Below are 17,735 nucleotides of genomic sequence, written 5' to 3'. Positions count from 1 at the left end.
CGCTTCTTCCTGGTGCGATCACGTGAAAACATACGGTATGGGTCCGCTTCTATTGAGGTCCGAGGCGAGAGCGCGCCCGATTGGCGGGAACGCGCGCTGTGGGCAGGACGGGCGCTCGCAGACCTTGCATCCGGCGCCGATGGGCGTGGCCGAGCCTGAATCTTTTAGGTCGATGCCTTTTGAATAGATCAGCCGTTCCGCGTGGCGGATGTCACAGCCGAGGCCGATGGCGAAGGTCTTGCCCGGCTCGCCGTAGCCGGTGCCGCCGCGCCCCACACTGCGTGCGATCCAGAGGTAGGTGCGGCCGTCGGGCATCTGCGCGATCTGGGTGAGGATGCGGCCGGGCTGAGCGAAGGCTTCGTAGACGTTCCACAGCGGACAGGTGCCGCCGACGCGGGAGAAGTGGAAGTCGGTGGCGGACTGGCGCTTGGAGATGTTGCCGGCACGGTCGACGCGGATGAGGAAGAAGGGGACACCGCGCGCTTCCGGGCGCTGGAGGGTGGAGAGGCGGTGGCAGATGGTTTCGAAGCCGACGCCGAAGTGCCGGCTGAGCCGTTCGATGTCGTAGCGGCTATCCTCGGCAGCCCGGAGGAAGGGAGTATAGGGGAGAAGGACGGCGCCGGCGAAATAGTTGGCGAGACCGATACGGCAGAGACTCTGCGTCTCTTCGGTGCCAAGGGCGGGATCGCACGCAAGCGTATCGATCACGTCGCCGAGTTCGAGGAAGGCGATCTGTGTCGCCATCTGGAAGGCCTGCTGGCCCTGCCGCAGATGCGCGGCGAGATGGAGCGTCCGCGCACCCGGATCGAACCGGCGCTGCAGCGTGTCGGTGTCGTCCGGAACGACGCGGATGCCATGCCGCTGTTCGAGCCGTCGGACGAGCCCGGCATGAACCGAATGCGGGCCGAGTCCGGCCTCGACGTAAAGCCGCTCCGCCGCCGCATCCAGTTCGGGGATGTGATTGCGGCGGGCGTAGAAGAAATCGCGAACCTGCTCGAACGGCGTTCGCGCGGGGGCATCCCCCGTCCAGTCGTCGCCAAGCTGCGCCGCCATCGCCTCCGCCCGCTCCAGGACTTCGCGGTGGCGGCGATGCAGGGACACGAGCGCGCGCGCGATCGCGGGCATGCTTGCCGCGAGCTCGCGCACCTCGGCAAGCGCGACATGCTCCGTCTGCGCCTCGTCGGAGAGTACCTCGCGAACCTCGCCGATAAGCCTCGCCTCGTCGGCTTCCGAAAAGAGCTGCACGTCGACGCCGAACGCGGCGTTGATGCGAAGCAGCACCGGCACCGTCAGCGGACGCTGGTTCTGCTCGATCTGGTTCAGATAGCTCGTGGAGATCCCAAGCGCGGAGGCGAGTTCGACCTGCTTGAGATTCCGCTCCTCCCTTAGCCGCCGCAGCCGCACGCCCATGAATGTCTTGCGCACAGTTCAAAACCTTCGCAAATTTTGCAAAATCATCGGAATCATCCGCTAATTTTCGCAAATTCAAGCCTTATGGGCTCCCCGTTATTGTGAATATTGCGAACTCTCCGCGGGGGCAAGCGTCCGGCTGAGAAGCGGCGACGCGCGACCAGCCGATTCCGAACATTCCGCAACGAAGGACGTATGAATTCATGAAGCTGCACGACGTTCGCACCTATAAATCCGTCGAACCTCTTGCGCGCGAGGATCAACTTGCGTGGAAGCTTGCGTCTGTCGCTACCGATCCGGTGGCGGTCGATCCCGACGTGATCGAGATGATCGGCAACCGCATCATCGATAATGCCGCCGTCGCCGCCGCGTCCGTGGCGCGCGGGCCGGTCCGTTCGGCGCGGGCGCAGGCGCTGGGGCATCGGTCCGATCGGGGGGCGCCGGTTTTCGGGCTCGCGGCGGATATAAAGGTCAGCCCGGACTGGGCCGCGTGGGCGAACGGCGTTGCCGTGCGCGAGCTGGATTTCCACGACACGTTCCTCGCCGCCGACTACAGCCATCCCGGCGACAATATCCCGCCGATCCTCGCCGTTGCGCAGGCGAAAGGGCTGGACGGCGCCGCGCTCGCGCGCGGCATCGCGGCGGGCTACGAAATCCAGGTCGATCTCGTGAAGGGCATCTGCCTACACGAACACAAGATCGACCATATCGCGCATCTGGGGCCGAGCGCGGCGGGCGGCATCGGCGCGCTGCTCGGACTTTCGACCGAGGTGACGTATCAGGCGATCCAGCAGGCGCTGCACGTCACCACCACCACGCGCCAATCGCGCAAGGGCGAGATTTCAACGTGGAAGGCCTATGCCCCGGCGTTCGCCGGCAAGATGGCAATCGAGGCGGTGGACCGCGCGATGCGCGGCGAAGGCGCGCCGTCCCCTGCCTATGAAGGGGAGGACGGCTTCATCGCGTGGCTGCTTTCCGGCCCGGCACACGTGTATCAGGTGCCGCTGCCCGATGCGGGGGAGCCGAAACGCGCGATCCTCGACACCTATACCAAGGAATATTCGGCCGAATACCAGAGCCAGGCGCTGATCGATCTTGCGAAACGCATGGGGCCGAAGGTGGGCGATTTCGATGGGGTGGAGAGCATCCTCATCAAGACCAGCCATCACACGCATTATGTGATTGGCACGGGCGCGGGCGACCCGCAGAAGATGGATCCGAAGGCGAGCCGTGAAACGCTCGATCATTCGATCATGTATATCTTCGCGGTCGCGCTTCAGGACGGCGGCTGGCACCACGCGAAGAGCTATGCGCCCGAACGCGCGCAGCGGCCCGATACCGTCGCGCTGTGGCACAAGATTGCCACGCAGGAGGACCCGGCGTGGACGGCGCGCTATCACGCGAAGGGTGCGGACAAGGCCTTCGGCGGAAAGGTCGTCATCAAGATGAAGGACGGCCGCTCGATCGTCGACGAGCTTGGCGTCGCCGACGCGCACCCGGCGGGGGCGCGACCGTTCGAACGCGCGAACTATGTCGAAAAGTTTCGTACGCTTGCTGATGGCGTGATCGAAACGGACGAACAGAACCGCTTTCTCGATCTGGTTGACAGGCTGCCGACGCTGACCGGCGCTGACGTCCGCGCGCTCAATTTCCAGGTCGCATCCGACAGGCTGGGGCCAGACGCCCCGGCCGGCATCTTCTGATGGAGGGCAAGATGAGCATCAAGCCGAAGAAGTCCGTCGCGCTTTCGGGCGTCACGGCGGGCAACACCGCGCTTTGCACGGTGGGCAAAACCGGAAACGACCTGCACTACCGGGGCTATGACATTCTCGACTTCGCGGGGAGCAGCGACTTCGAGGAAATCGCGCATCTGCTCGTGCATGGCGAACTGCCGACGCCTGTGCAGCTTTCCGCCTACAAGGCGAAGCTGAAGGGGCTTCGGGGCTTGCCGCAATCCGTGAAGGAGGCGCTGGAAGCGATCCCCGCCGCCGCGCATCCGATGGACGTGATGCGTTCCGGCGTCTCCGCGCTCGGCTGCGTGCTGCCCGAAACGCACGACCACAACCTGTCCGACGCACGCGATATCGCCGACCGGCTGATGGCGTCGCTCGGCTCGATCCTGCTCTACTGGTATCACTTCGCGCACCACGGGCGGCGGATCGATGTGGAAACGGACGACGACAGCATTGGCGGGCATTTCCTGCACCTGCTGCACGGGCGCGTGCCCTCCGACAGTTTCGTGCGGGCGATGCACACCTCGCTGATCCTCTATGCCGAACATGAATTCAACGCATCCACCTTCACCGCGCGCGTGATCGCGGGCACCGGATCGGACATGTATTCGTGCATCGCGGGCGCGATCGGCGCGCTGCGCGGCCCGAAGCACGGCGGCGCCAACGAGGTCGCCTTCGAAATCCAGAAACGCTACGCGAACGCCGACGAGGCGGAGGCCGATATCCGTCGCCGGGTGGATGCAAGGGAAGTCATCATCGGCTTCGGGCATCCGGTCTACACCGTGTCCGATCCGCGCAACGTCGTCATCAAGCGCGTTGCGAAGGCGCTTGCCGACGGACAGGGTGCACACCGGCAGTTCGCGGTCGCCGAACGCATCGAGCAGGTGATGTGGGATGCAAAGCGCATGTTCCCCAATCTCGATTGGTTCAGCGCCGTATCGTACAATCTGATGGGCGTGCCGATGGCGATGTTCACGCCGCTGTTCGTGATCGCGCGCACCTCCGGCTGGGCGGCCCATGTGATCGAGCAGCGGCAGGACAACAAGATCATCCGCCCGTCCGCCAACTATACCGGCCCCGAAAACCTGACCTTCGTTCCGCTCGCCGAGCGGCATGAAGGCACCGCTGCCTGAGGAGACGACGATTGCCCTATCTCGTTGCAGACGAATTGCCGAAGGACAGCGCAGGCAGGCGTTTCCGAGCGCGGCTTGAACGTCCGCAAATCTTCCAACTTCCCGGCGCGCACAACGGTCACGCCGCCCTGCAGGCGAAGGCGGCAGGGTTCGAGGGACTCTATCTTTCCGGCGCGGCGATGACGGCGAGCATGGGGCTTCCCGATCTCGGCATCATCACGGTGGACGAGGTCGCCTTCTTCATCCGGCAGATCGCACGCGCATCCGGCCTGCCGCTGCTCGTCGACGGCGACACCGGCTACGGCGAAGCGCTGAACGTAATGCACATGGTGCGCACCTTCGAGGACGCGGGCGCAGGCGCCGTGCATCTGGAGGACCAGATCCTGCCCAAGAAATGCGGGCACCTCAACGGCAAGAAGCTCGTCGATGCGATGGATATGGCGACGAAGGTGGCGGCAGCCAAAAAGGCGGCGCGCGACATCGTGGTTGTCGCGCGCACCGACGCGGCGGCAGTGGAGGGCTTCGACGCTGCGGTCACGCGCGCGAAGCTCTATGTCGAGGCGGGCGCCGACGCGATCTTCCCGGAGGCGCTGGTGACGCGCGAGATGTTCACCGCCTTCGCCGCCGCATTGCCCGGCGTGAAGCTGCTCGCCAACATGACCGAGTTCGGCCGGACGCCTTTCTTCACCGCCGACGAATTCGAAGCGATGGGCTATCGCATGGTGATCTGGCCGGTCTCCAGCCTGCGCGTCGCCAACAGGGCGCAGGCAGTGCTCTACGCCGCGATCCGTCGAGACGGGGGCGCGCACCACATGGTGGAGGCGATGCAGACCCGTGCCGAACTTTACGACACCATCGGGCTGCACGATTACGAAGCGCTGGACGCATCCATCGTGAAGACCGTGGTGCCATCCTGAGCATCATATAAAGATTTCTTTATATATACGTTGACAGGGCGCATGGGATGCATACAGTGCATGCGTCGAGGTTCCCGGTGGGCGCGCGCGCACCGGGCTAAGACGGGAAGCCGGTGGCGCCTGCAAGCAGGCGGAATCCGGCGCTGCCCCCGCAACTGTAAGCGGTGAGCGGCGGTTCATCCTGTGTCACTGGCGCCCATTCGCGCCGGGAAGGCCCGAGCCGCCGTGACGACCCGCGAGCCAGGAGACCTGCCTCGTCGCGATAACGTTCCTCGGGCGGGGTGCTCCGGTGGATCGCGCGAGATGTCGCGCACGGCCCCCGTGCGTTCGCGCGCCATTGGTGTATCCGCCCAAAACGACAGGTGTGAACCGATGACGCGTCCCATGTTCCCCGTCCGAATGAGCAGGCGCGCTGCGTCCGGCTGACGCGGCGCGCCTCTACTTCACAGCATTTCCGCACAACAGCACCCGGCAGGCCGCACGCCTTGCCGGCAGGAGACCTCTTATGCCCGTTTATGTCAGCAACCTTGGCTTTCCCCGCATCGGCCCGCGCCGTGAACTGAAGACCGCACTCGAATCCTGCTGGTCCGGCAAGACGGGACGTGACGCTTTGCTTGAGACCGCGAGAACCCTGCGCGCCGCGACGTGGCGGCGCCAGCAGGCGCTCGGGCTCGATTGCGTGCCGTCGGGTGATTTCTCGTTCTACGATCAGGTACTCGACACCAGCGTCATGGTCGGCGCGATCCCGGCGGCATACCGGTCGCTTGGTGCGCCGGACTCGCTCGACGTCTATTTCGCCATGGCACGGGGGACGCAGGCGGAAAGCGCTGAAAGCGGATGTTCGCACGGGCGCGGCGGCGCCGACGTACCGGCGCAGGAAATGACCAAGTGGTTCGACACCAATTATCATTATCTCGTGCCGGAGATCGGCCCGCGTCAGCGCTTTGAACTGACGACGACAAAGCCCGTGGACGAGTTTCGGGAGGCGAAGGCGCTCGGCATCCATACCCGCCCGGTCATCATCGGTCCGGTGACGTGGCTGCTGCTCGCCAAGCCCGCGCAGGAGGGGTTCGAACCATTGTCGCGGCTAAGCGATCTGCTGCCCGTCTATGTCGAGCTGCTGTCGCGGCTGCGCGACGCGGGGGCGGACTGGGTGCAGATCGACGAGCCGGCGCTGGTGCTCGACCTCGATGATGCGGCGCGCGCGGCATTCCGCACCGCCTACACCGAATTTGCGGAGCGCGTTTCGGGGCTGAAGCTGATGCTCGCGACGTATTTCGGGGGGCTCGGCGACAATCTCGACACTGCGGTGGCGCTGCCTGTCGCAGGGCTGCATGTCGATCTCGTGCGCGCGCCGGAGCAGCTCTACGCCGTCGCGGAAAAGGCGCCCACGAACCTGACGCTGTCTCTCGGCGTGGTGGATGGCCGCAACGTGTGGAAGACCGATCTTGCCGCGGTGCTCGACCGTATCGAGCCGGTGGCGGCGCGGCGCACGAAGCTGCTGATCGCGCCGTCGTGCTCGCTGCTGCACGCGCCGATCGATCTCGCGCTGGAAACGAAGCTCGACCCACGCGTGAAGGACTGGTTGGCGTTCGGCGTGCAAAAGCTCGAAGAACTCGCGCTGCTCGGCAAGGCGCTCAACAACGGGCGTGAAAGCGTCGCGGAAGCGCTGGCGACGAATGCGGCATCGATCGCCGCGCGACGAGCCTCGCCGCTGGTACGAGATCCGGCGGTACGCGCGAGGCTGGCGAGCGTGGACGCGGGCTGGTCCGTGCGCTCCACGCCATTTGCCGAACGTACCGTCATGCAGCGAGCGATCCTCGATCTACCGCCGCTGCCCACGACCACCATCGGCTCCTTCCCGCAGACAGCAGAGGTTCGCAAGGCGCGCGCCGCACACGGCAAGGGTGTGCTCGATGACGCAGGTTACAACGCCTTCCTGCGGGAAGAAACGGCGCGCGCCATCCGCTGGCAGGAGGAGATCGGGCTCGACGTGCTCGTTCATGGCGAATTCGAACGCAACGACATGGTGCAGTATTTCGGCGAGCAGCTCTCGGGCTTCGCCTTCACGCGCGGCGGCTGGGTGCAGAGCTACGGATCGCGCTGCGTGCGGCCGCCGATCATCTACGGCGACGTCTCGCGGCCAATGCCGATGACGGTGGACTGGTGGCGCTATGCGCAGTCGCTCACGCCGCGGCCGGTGAAGGGGATGCTGACGGGGCCGGTGACAATCCTGCAATGGTCGTTCGTGCGCGACGACCAATCGCGCGCCGACACCTGCCGCCAGATCGCGCTCGCGATCCGCGACGAGGTGACCGACCTGGAGGCAGCAGGCGCGAAGATCATCCAGATCGACGAAGCCGCGCTGCGCGAAGGCCTGCCGCTCCGACGCGCCGCGTGGCAGCACTATCTCGATTGGGCGGTGGAGGCCTTCAGGCTCGCGGCATCGGGCGTCAGGCCTGAAACCCAGGTCCACACACACATGTGCTATTCCGAATTCAACGACATCATCGCCGCGATCGGCGCAATGGATGCCGACGTCATCTCGATCGAGACGGCACGATCGAAGATGGAACTTCTGGATGCGTTTGCGACCTGCTCTTACCCAAACGAGATCGGACCGGGCGTCTATGACATCCATTCGCCGCGCGTGCCCTCCACGGCCGAAATGGAAGCGCTGCTCACCAAGGCAGGCGAAAGCCTGTCCGCCACACAGTTGTGGGTGAATCCGGACTGCGGGCTGAAGACCCGCAAATGGGAAGACGTGAAGCCGGCGCTCGAGAACATGGTCACGGCCGCGGCCGCGCTGAGAGCGCGTATTCGCGCATACTGATCGTCCGCAATCCGATTTCCGGGCCAGGCCGGAGCGATCGTTCTCGATCAAGACCGATCGCTTCGGCTTGTGCTGAACGCCGACGTAAGGCGACACTGGCATTTCGACGTCCCGATGCCCTATTTGGGGGCTTTCGATGGACAAGAGAAAAAGGGAATGCGGTCGCAGCAACATCCGGATTGGGACGATCTTTTCATGTCTGCTGCCTTGGAGCCGGACCGCTGGCTGGACGCGCTGGAGGTGCTTGCGCGCACCACGGGCGCGGAGCACGGCCAGCTGATCGGCATCGGCGCCGGGCGCGAGATCGGCTTCAATCTGGTGACGAACTTTGATGAGCAGGCACTGAAGGCGTTCGTCGGCTTCGACGGCGGCTCGCCGTACATCAATTTCCGCGTTGCCGCCGCAGCGGATCACATTGCGCGTGGTCAGTATGATCCTGTCTTGCACGAGCAACACTACGATGAGGCCAGGTCGCGCCTGCATTCCGATATTTACGTCGATTTCTGTGATCACCTCGATATCCCGTTCGGCTGCCAGACGAACCTTGTGCTGGATGGCGGCGGGTTGATCGGTTTGGCAACGCTGCGAACGCGTAAGCAGGGGCGTACCCATGCGGCGGATCGGCGGCATTTCGCCAAAGCCGCGCAGGCCGCCAGACGTGCGGCGCGCCTGCAGGAAAGGCTCGAGGGTGAGCAGGCCAAGCTCCTTGCCGGTGCCTTCGAGGCCATCGGCATCTGCGCCTTTCTGATCGATCAGAGCGGGCGGCTTCTGGCACATACGCAGCGCGCCGACACGCTTCTCTCGAACGGCGATGTGGCGCTTGCCAATGGCGTCCTCACGGCGAACGGACGACCGATGACGCTGCGCGCGGCGATCCAGGCGCTCGTTCAGCGCGAGAACGGTCACGATCATGTGCGATTGCAGATCGATCTGCCGCCTGATCGACCCACGCTGCTCATGGAAGGTTTTCGGCTGCCGCAAAGCCGGTGGTCGCTGGGCCGGTTTCCCTATGCTGTGCTCATCGCCAATCCGCCGCGAAAGGACCGTGCGGGTGTAACCGGTTTCCTGTCGGCGCTTTATGGCCTCAGCCCTGCGGAGGCGGACATTGCGCTGCGCCTCCTGGAACGGAAAAGCCGCACCCTGATCGCGGAGGAACGGGGCGTAACGCGGGAAACGCTGAGAGGGCAGATCAAAACCGTTTACCGCAAGTGCGGCGTTGACGGAGAGGCATCGTTGATCGGCCTGCTGGCGGCGATCATCGCCTGATCATAAACGGCCCCGGGGACATGAAGCCCCATCACCTATCCCCCCGCCGGGGGAAGAGACGGCGCGTAATCCACGCTAAGGTCAATTAAAGACGATCTTTTAATCTCGGCTGGATATCAAATGCGCACGATTCAAAATGGATGTGTCTAACCGCTGATATTTCCACGCAATCTCGTCATCTCCTCGCAAGTCGAAAGTCCTGTCGCCCATGCTACGTGCGCTTATCTTTTTCGCAGCTCTCTGTTTCTCGGCCGCTGAGGCGAACGCAGCGGCCAGAGAGCTGCCGTGGGCCCAATGGATAAAGCAAAACCGCTTCGTGGGCTTCTGTCAGGAGACACGGCAGTTTGGCCCCGGAAGCCTGGTCGGCGCCATGATCAGTTATGAAGAAACGCTTGATCAGGCCTACGCCCGTCAATCGAAACTGATCGCGAAGGCGGCTCAGCGCCAGCGGAATTGCCTTCAGGGATACAAGACCGATCGCGAAAGCGCGAAGGCGCGCGGCACCTTGGCCTTTCCACCGCAGGAAGCGGACGACCTCTACCGTGCGATCGTGAATTCCGTTACGGATCTTGAATATTATCTTTTGCTCAGCAAGGAAGAGATAAAAAAATCGCCTGTCTCCTATTTTGAAAGCACCTCAGGCGTAGGAATGGTCGATGCCTGGCTGGCCGGCGATATTGCGAATCTGAAGAAATACGATCAGTACCTGCGACCTGTGAACGAGGTTTGCGGCACCTTCGATTTCCCGGCCCAGCCCAAAGTCATGGATGCGGAACTCGGCAGGCGCTTGTTGCAGCGGCGTAGTTGCTACATCACCTATCTGATCATGCCGTATCCGATGGAAAATCTGAGCGATGAACTCGTTCGGCAGCGCATGGGAGAGTTGACAAGAGAGGGCATTTCAGCCGGTGGGTTTCAGGGCTCGCCGGATTACCTGCCGTGGCGGTGCGCGGGCAAGAAAGGCACTTTGGCCGAGTGCTTTTCAAAGGCCGGTGTCGATGTTTCGACAAGCAACGGTCGCAGCACCGGAAGTGAAGTCAGTTATCTCGCAACCGGCAAAAAGAAACTGAATGTCTTTCTTCCCTACGCGTGCAGCCGAAGCGCGACACCGGGATGCATTCCGGCATCGAAATTCGCAGTGCTCGTTGATGCGGTTACAGGCGCCAACGGTGAATTCATCCAGAAATGGGAAGCGCGTCTTTCACGGGAGAAGGCCACGGCGAAGGCTGAAATCGCGCGCATAGACGAGTACGCCTTCCTCTGGCGCTACGGGAAAACGCGTGAGGAATACATGCGCGAACAACAATCCGGGCAGAAAAACTGACCGGGCCGATCCGCGCACATCGCATGGCGTCGCTGCCGGGGTAAGCCGGCGTTTCCGGATACGGGAGAGAGGCCGTGGGACAATATTCTCGCCGAACCGGCGTCTTCCTCCTCGGCCTGATTGCGCTGCTTACCGCCTCCCGGTCCGCGGAAGCCCTTCCTGCGGGTTGGATACTGCAGAAGGATACGGTGCGATGCACGCTGGCGACCGATCCGGCGTCCGATGGTCCGCAGGTCTGGATTCGTCGTGAGGGTGAGCTTGCGTTCTCGGCCCTGATTCCGGTGATCGCCCGGCGGAATTTGCAAAATTTCCCCGGTGCAGAGCACGATGGTGTGGCTTCCGGCCTTATGAACCCTGTGTACTGGGTGGTCAGCACCACGGAAAATGGGCCTCCGATCTCCTCGCTTCGGGCAAAGCGGATCGATGGCGCCAGCACCATCGTCCATGCGGAGATCTTCGGCAGCCTAGACGCGCCGCTGATCCGCCATCTCTCCGCAGAGGCGGATCCGCAGATTTTCGTTCGCGGCAACGTTCTCAGCGCCAGGCTCAGGTTGCCGCCGGGTCTCGATCAGGCACTCGCTGCGCTCGATGCGTGCACACCCACGCTTTTGGAGCCGAATCTGCCGCTTCGCCCAATCGGCAACAGCGCAAACTGGATCAACGGAGAAGATATCCTCAGCGCGCTCTCCGGCGTCGCAGCGAAAAACTGGCGTGCCTCCCGCTTCGCGCTGATGGTGGGTGTCGATGGGCGGGTAACCGACTGCCGGAACCGCCTATCCACGGGGCATTCCGGTATGGACACTGCAATCTGTCGGAGGTTGATCGCACGCGGCAAGTTCCAACCTGCAACCGATGCCAATGGACGCGTAGTCGCCGCGCGCTACGACTACGCGCTGCCGGCGGGGAAAATCGCGCAATGAAGCCACCGCCTCACCGTGCAAGCGATCCCGGACTCCGGCGTCAGCAGTTCGGGCACGTGGTCTGGGTCCATTGCCCGCAATGCGATGGTCCCGCCAAGCACAACGCTCTCGGCGTGAAGTGCATCCGCTGCGGCTACATGACGATTCCCGTCATCAAACCGGCTGCGGTCCAGTGGGCGCGCATCACCATAAGCGATCCTCGCTGCAGCCACTGCCGCAACCCCTTGCCCGATACATCCCGGCCCCTCGCAAGAGGCGGTGATGAAAACCGCCCCGTCGTCAGGGTCCGCTGCCCCCATTGCGCCAAGACGATGGCCTATCCTGCGCGCGCATGGTCCGCGCCGTCCCGCGCATCCCAACAGCAACCGCGACGCCTGAAGCCTTACTTGACGGCGCAGGTGGCCGGGAACCTGCTGATGGTCGATAATCTCGCGCATCTAAGCGCGTTGGAGACCTACCTTGGCGCTGCGCTGCGGGAACGGGGTCCCGTTCGCGGGCTCACGATGATGGCCCGGCTTCCCGCCTGGATGAAATCGTCCACCAATCGTGCGAAGATACTGCGCAGTCTGCGTCAGTTGGCGGACCGCGCCAGCAAGGATGGCATCGACGAATAAAATTGTATCACGCGCGGGAAGCGGAGCCTGCGCGCGGTCAGGCCTTCAATTTTTGCTGGTATCGAGTCGCTGCAGCACCTTGGCGATCGTGCCGCCCTGCACGACCACAGTGAACAGAACGACCGCATACGTTGCCGCGAGAATCAGGTTCCGCTCGTCGCCGGGAGGCAGACCAAGCGCCAGGGCCACGGATATTCCGCCGCGCAATCCGCCCCAGATAAGCGTAACGGGCACGACCTTGCCGGCGGCACGGGCCTTTCCGAACGCCGAAAGCGGCAGCATCACCGATACGGATCGCGCAAGCAGCGACAGCGCGATCGCGCCGACGCCAAGCAGGATCAGGCCCGGATCGCGCGGCACCGTGACGACTTCCAGGCCGATCAGGAGGAACAGCACGGTGTTCAGTATGTCGTCGATCAGATCCCAGAACTTGTTCAGATAGTCCCAGGTCTTGTCGCTCATCGCGTGCGCCACGCCGGCGTTGCCGATGATCAACCCGGCGACCGCCATTGCCACCGGGCCGCTGACATGCAGCGGATTGGCAATGGCATAGCCACCCATCACCGTTGCCAGGCTGATCATCACTTCGACCTTGTAGTCGTCGATCGATCGCATCGCGCGAAAGGCGATCCAGCCGATGACCAGACCCAGCAGAATGCCGCCGCCGGCCTCCTCCAGAAACAGAAGCGCGGCATGGCCTGCGTCGAGCGGTGCACCGCTGGTCGCTGTTGCCAGCAGAATTGCAAAGATCACGACGCCAACGCCGTCGTTGAACAGGCTCTCGCCGGCCACAGTCGCTTCGAGCAGTGGTGAGACGCTGGTCCGTTTGAGCACGCTCATCACCGATACGGGATCGGTCGGGCTGATCAGCGCGCCGAACACGAAGCACCAGATGCCCGGCAGCGAATAGCCCATCGCGCGGGTCAGCCACAGGAAACCCGTACCCACGATGATCGTGGAAAGCACGACGCCGACGGTGCTCAGCAGCAGGATGGCCCAGCGGCCCTGGTGCAGCTGCTTCCACGACACATGCAGCGCCCCGCCAAACAGCAGGAACGAGAGCATCCCGTCCATCAGTGTGGAATGAAAATCGATCCCGGAGATGAAAGCCGTGAACTCACGGCTTACGGAACTCGCCGGCAGCAGTTCGTCCAGTGCCACCACCAGCACCGATGCGATTGCCCCCATCACGGTCAGCCCGATGGACGACGGCAGGCGCAGGAAGCGGAAATTGATATAGCCGAGAACGGCGGCTGTAACGATCAGAACCGCTGCTGCGTTGAAGGGTGTTAACGCCAGACCGCCGATCATATGCCCCGCCTGCGTGGCGTCATGGTGCGGGCCAATAGCGAAGATGAATCTGCGTGATCGTCTCGCGGTCCGTCTCGTTGCTCATGGCCTTCAGGGCACGGTCCAGAGCATTGCGCGCCATCGCGGCGCAGTCGCTGGCGCCTTGGGGTGCCGTTGTCGCAAGCGCTGCCAGGGATTTCTGCAGTCTGATCGAAACCTCAAGAAGCCCCGCGCCGTCGCGTGCGATCGGCCGGTACAGGTCCTCCAGCAGATCGGGGAATGCGAATGCCGGCACAACCACGTCTTCTGTCGGCGCTTCGTCCTCGTCCGGTTCATGTGTCAGCATGGCCGTCAGAACCCGCGTTCCCGCCTCGATCACCGAAATGGCCGTCCCCGGATCGTTGACGGCGGGTGAAAGCGCGCGTGAGGCGATTTCCGAAAGAACCACCAGCCCGAACCGCGGGTCGTTATCGAAGGCGCGGTCGTGCGCGATGGTGAAGGCCGATCGCAGGCGCTTCACAAGCTCGTCATCAATCCGGGCCTTCGTCCAGGCAAGCATACGCGATGGATCGACCATGGTCCCGGGAAGCGCGGACAAGACGATCTCGCCATCAAGGTCCTGCGCGACCTCGTGCAGTGCCGGGATGTCGATATGCGTGATGCGCCCGATGCAATCGTGATGGATGCGCGAGGCATCATCGGGCACCTCGCGTCGCTGTCGCGGGCCGAAGCGCGGCGAGGTGCCCATGGCCAGCGCGGCTTTCATCGCCGCGCTTTCCACACGGTGGATGGTGTCGTTGACCCTGCCGAAACGGGTGATGTGTTCGATCCAGCGCAGGAAGGTGACCACAATGATGGCGATGATCAGGATGGTGCCGCCGAAAAGGATCACCCGGCCGCTTTCCCCGTAAAGCCCGGTCGAAAGCGCGATGATCCCGACGATCGCGAACAGGAAGCTGCCGAGAAAGGTGGCGAGCGCGTTTTGCGCGGTGGAATCGTCGACCAGCAGCTGCACCGCGCGCGGCGTGATGTTGCTGGTCGCTCCGGAATAGGCCGAAACCATCGCTGTCAGCGAGAAGGTGGTCACGGCAAGCATACTGGTCGCCAGCACGTTCAGGATGTTGTCGACCGACTGCGCGCCGACTTTGGATGCAAACTGGTAGGGAATAAGATGCCCGAGCAAAGCGCTGGCGAGCGCGAGCAGTATGGCGAAAACACAGAACAGGGCCGCGCGAAACCACATGCGCCGCGTTAGAAGACGAAAGGCCCACTGCCACCTGTTCAAATGCGCCCCCTGTTCACCCGCAATCGTGCCCGAATACGGAAAGGTCCGCGGCGACTTTGGTTCCGCACCCAGACAGTATCGAAAATCCGATTATCCCTCACGCTTCAGGAAGCCGCGCGTGAACAGCCGGGTCATGAACGCGTTGCGCCGTGTAATCATCGTCTTCGCGTACATCGACTCGCCGAGCGAGTGCTGGGCGAAGGGTTCGATAATGGCCGGGCCGATGAAGTCGAACACCATGTAGATCGCGGCCCATTCGCGGTCGACATCGGGCTGCAGGAAGCCGAGCCTCGCATTATTGTCGATGAACTGGCGCATCACGGCCAGCATCTCGTCGAACAGCGCCTGGCTGCCGGGCGTGCGCTCCATCAGCGACATGCGCGCGTACATGAGCGCGTCGCGGTCGCGCGGGATCCAGTCGAGCGCGTCCTCCACCGCCTGTTCAAGCGCTTCGACGGACGAGTGATCGAGCACGGTCGCGTAAAGCGCGCGAATCTCTTCGAGCACATGGGCATCAATGGCTTCGCGCAGGCCGTCCTTCGATCCGAAGTGCGTGCGGACCAACCCGAGCGAGACACCCGCTTCGGCCGCGATTTCGCGGAGGCCCACGGCGGCGAAGCCTCGTTCGGCGAACAGCTTCATCCCGGCCTTCAGAAGCTGGCGGCGGCCTTGCGGCTCGACCTGACTCACAATCATACCCTTCAAAACAGGACTATACATTCGTATACATTCGATATATACGATCGTATACGTGAGGGGAAATTAGACACGATCCCGATCTGGATTTCCAGCGGGTAGCAGGGAGGGGCTCATGGTTTCGAAGGTGAAAAGCCGCGCAGCCGGCTTGCTGATCGGCGTTGCGGGCTTGGCGATCGCCGCAACCTCGGCGCTGGCGCAGGAGCAAGGCGGAGTGGAGCGCGAGGAGATCGTCGTCACCGCGCAGCGGCGTGCGCAATCGATCCAGGATGTGCCCATTTCAATTTCGGCGCTCAGCACCGAGGATATCGAGCGTGGGGGCTTCTCCGAGTTCGACGACTACGCAACGCGCATCCCGAACCTCAGCTTCTCCGCCTCGGGCTCCAGCTCGACGGATGGCGCGCTGTCGATCGCGATCCGTGGCGTGTTCGGCAACAACACGACCGGTTTCTACATCGACGATTCCCCGCTGCTCGCGACGCTCAATCCGCGCGTCGTCGACCTTGAGCGCATCGAGGTGCTGCGCGGGCCGCAGGGGACGCTCTACGGCGCACGCTCGATGGGCGGCACGGTACGGCTGATCACCACCCAGCCCGATCTCGATGAGACGTCCGGCCGGGCTCGCGCGCTCGTCTCAACCATCCACGAGGGCGGCATGAACTACGGCGTCGATGGCGCCGTGAACCTGCCCGTCGTCCCCGGCGTGTTGGCCGTGCGCGCGGTCGGCTACATTCAGGAGAACGGCGGCTTCATCGATCGCGCCCCGCGCGCCGATGCGCCGACGCCCTTTGCCCACCGCAAGGACATCGACAGCGAGTCGGTGCGCGGCCTGCAGCTTTCGGGGCTCCTTTCGCTCGCGGGCGGCGACCTCACGATCGCGCCGCGCATCATGTATGAGCGCACCGAGCGCGACGGTCGCACGCAGGCCGATTTCCGTGCGGGCAACCGCATCAATCTCCGCCAGTACGACATCGACGAGCCCAGCGAGAACGAATGGACGCTCGCGACGCTCACGGCGACATACAACGCGCCCTTCGGCACCTTCCTCGCCGCGACGTCTTATTTCGATCGCAGCTACAGCGATTCCGAGGATTTCTCGGAATGGACGACCGCGGTGCTCGGCTTCCAGGGTGCGTCGACCACCTATTCGGAAACCGATCAGAAGATCTTCAGCCAGGAGCTGCGCTTCGTGTCGGGCTGGGAAGGCCCGATCGATCTCACCGCCGGTCTCTTCTACCAGCGCTCGAAATCGGACTGGCGCTTCCCCACGACCATCGTCGAGGGCTTCTCCGACGATGCGTTCAACCTCGATAACCCCACGAAGGTCACCGAGAAAGCCGTGTTCGCGGAAGCGACATGGCACGTCACCGACGCGCTCCGGTTCATCGTCGGCGCGCGCGCCTTCAAGAACGAGGTTGATTTCAATCTCCGCCAGGGCGGCGACTTCATCGGCCCAGACGAATTCTACGCGGGCAAGCAGAGCGAGAAGGGCGTCACCCCCAAGGTCGGTGTGCAATATGATATCGATGACGACCGGATGCTTTATGTCACCATGTCCGAAGGCTTCCGCGTCGGCGGAGTGAATTTCTATGCGGCCACGCTCTGTCAGGCGGAAATCGACGGTCTCGGCCTTGGCGATACGACGACGTTCGATTCGGATTCGCTGCGCTCTTACGAGGCGGGATTGAAGTCATCATGGCTCGATCGCCGCATGACGGTGAACGTCGCCGCCTTCCGCATCGATTGGAAGGATCTGCAGCAGCGCCAGGGTCTCGGCTGCGGCTTTTCGCTCAACGTGAATGCAGGCGAAGCGCGGCTTCAGGGCGCCGAACTCGAATTCGATCTGCTGCCGCTTGATGACACGCGCATCCTGTTCAATGTGGGCTACGTCGATACCGAAATCACCGACACGGGCGGCCTGACCACGGTCACGCGCGGGGCCTCGATCCAGAACGTGCCGAAGTGGACATGGAGCGTCGCGCTCGATCAGGATTTCCAGCTCGGGGCGATCCCAGCGTTTCTCCACGCCGATTATTCCTACACGGGCGGCAGCTGGAGCGGGAACAATAACCCGACGACACCGCTGCGCCGCCCCGCGTTCAAGGTCGCGAACGCGCGCGTGGGGACGGAATTCGGGCTGGGCAGGATCGCGCTGTTCGTCGACAACATCTTCGATGAAGCGGCGAACTATGCGGACATTCCCCCGCTCGGCGTGCAGACGCCGGGCCGCCCGCGCATCGTCGTCAATCAGCCGCGCACGATCGGTATCGAGTGGCGCCGCAATTTCTAATGCTGCGCTCTGTGCGGGCGCGCG

The 17,735-nt window shown here is 63.5% G+C and carries 13 protein-coding genes and 1 riboswitch; of the genes, 9 read left to right on the top strand and 4 right to left on the bottom strand.

What is annotated here, in order from left to right; translation table 11 throughout:
* Window positions 1-18: 18 nt before the first annotated feature.
* Window positions 19-1,425 carry a short-chain fatty acyl-CoA regulator family protein gene (locus DFR51_RS17820; protein WP_121053568.1) on the bottom strand — a complete coding sequence of 469 codons (1,407 nt, stop codon included), beginning with the start codon at window positions 1,423-1,425 and terminating at the stop codon, window positions 19-21.
* Between the two features lie 188 nt (window positions 1,426-1,613).
* Between DFR51_RS17820 and DFR51_RS17815 the strand changes: the two genes are divergently transcribed.
* The 8 genes from DFR51_RS17815 to DFR51_RS17780 all read left to right on the top strand — a co-directional run bounded on the left by DFR51_RS17815 (window position 1,614) and on the right by DFR51_RS17780 (window position 12,150).
* Entirely contained in the window at window positions 1,614-3,113 is a 1,500-nt protein-coding gene (locus tag DFR51_RS17815; RefSeq protein WP_121053566.1) for an MmgE/PrpD family protein, read from the top strand.
* An 11-nt stretch (window positions 3,114-3,124) separates the two neighbouring features.
* Window positions 3,125-4,276, top strand: a complete 1,152-nt coding sequence (gene prpC, locus DFR51_RS17810; RefSeq protein ID WP_121053616.1) for a bifunctional 2-methylcitrate synthase/citrate synthase — start codon at window positions 3,125-3,127, stop codon at window positions 4,274-4,276.
* An 11-nt stretch (window positions 4,277-4,287) separates the two neighbouring features.
* Window positions 4,288-5,193 carry a methylisocitrate lyase gene (gene prpB, locus DFR51_RS17805; protein WP_121053564.1) on the top strand — a complete coding sequence of 302 codons (906 nt, stop codon included), beginning with the start codon at window positions 4,288-4,290 and terminating at the stop codon, window positions 5,191-5,193.
* A 51-nt stretch (window positions 5,194-5,244) separates the two neighbouring features.
* Window positions 5,245-5,464: riboswitch (cobalamin riboswitch) on the top strand.
* A 234-nt stretch (window positions 5,465-5,698) separates the two neighbouring features.
* Window positions 5,699-8,026 (top strand): 5-methyltetrahydropteroyltriglutamate--homocysteine S-methyltransferase, encoded by a 2,328-nt coding sequence (gene metE / locus DFR51_RS17800; RefSeq protein ID WP_121053562.1) that lies wholly within the window; start codon window positions 5,699-5,701, stop codon window positions 8,024-8,026.
* Between the two features lie 195 nt (window positions 8,027-8,221).
* Complete coding sequence (locus DFR51_RS17795) at window positions 8,222-9,292, top strand: helix-turn-helix transcriptional regulator (RefSeq protein WP_126494523.1); 1,071 nt, start codon at window positions 8,222-8,224, stop codon at window positions 9,290-9,292.
* 208 nt (window positions 9,293-9,500) lie between these two features.
* Complete coding sequence (locus DFR51_RS17790) at window positions 9,501-10,616, top strand: hypothetical protein (protein WP_126494525.1); 1,116 nt, start codon at window positions 9,501-9,503, stop codon at window positions 10,614-10,616.
* 74 nt (window positions 10,617-10,690) lie between these two features.
* A complete protein-coding gene (locus DFR51_RS17785; protein ID WP_121053557.1) occupies window positions 10,691-11,536 on the top strand; it encodes a hypothetical protein in 846 nt (281 codons plus the stop codon).
* A gap of 416 nt (window positions 11,537-11,952) precedes the next feature.
* Entirely contained in the window at window positions 11,953-12,150 is a 198-nt protein-coding gene (locus tag DFR51_RS17780) for a hypothetical protein (protein WP_147423403.1), read from the top strand.
* A gap of 45 nt (window positions 12,151-12,195) precedes the next feature.
* Here DFR51_RS17780 and DFR51_RS17775 read toward each other — a convergent pair whose 3' ends face one another.
* From DFR51_RS17775 to DFR51_RS17765, 3 genes are all read right to left on the bottom strand, one after another.
* Window positions 12,196-13,461: a cation:proton antiporter gene (locus tag DFR51_RS17775; RefSeq protein WP_121053553.1), complete on the bottom strand. Its 1,266-nt coding sequence runs from the start codon at window positions 13,459-13,461 to the stop codon at window positions 12,196-12,198.
* A 19-nt stretch (window positions 13,462-13,480) separates the two neighbouring features.
* Window positions 13,481-14,683: a DUF2254 domain-containing protein gene (locus DFR51_RS17770; RefSeq protein ID WP_121053551.1), complete on the bottom strand. Its 1,203-nt coding sequence runs from the start codon at window positions 14,681-14,683 to the stop codon at window positions 13,481-13,483.
* A 132-nt stretch (window positions 14,684-14,815) separates the two neighbouring features.
* Window positions 14,816-15,415, bottom strand: a complete 600-nt coding sequence (locus DFR51_RS17765; RefSeq protein WP_160119091.1) for a TetR/AcrR family transcriptional regulator — start codon at window positions 15,413-15,415, stop codon at window positions 14,816-14,818.
* 121 nt (window positions 15,416-15,536) lie between these two features.
* Here DFR51_RS17765 and DFR51_RS17760 point away from each other — a divergent pair, with 121 nt between their 5' ends.
* Window positions 15,537-17,711 (top strand): TonB-dependent receptor, encoded by a 2,175-nt coding sequence (locus tag DFR51_RS17760; RefSeq protein ID WP_121053547.1) that lies wholly within the window; start codon window positions 15,537-15,539, stop codon window positions 17,709-17,711.
* Window positions 17,712-17,735 lie beyond the last annotated feature (24 nt).

This window comes from Sphingosinicella microcystinivorans, assembly GCF_003634215.1.
Classification (GTDB): Bacteria; Pseudomonadota; Alphaproteobacteria; order Sphingomonadales; family Sphingomonadaceae; genus Sphingosinicella; species Sphingosinicella microcystinivorans.
The sequence above is the reverse complement of the archived record's forward strand: the minus strand, read 5'-3'. Positions and strand labels throughout refer to the sequence as shown.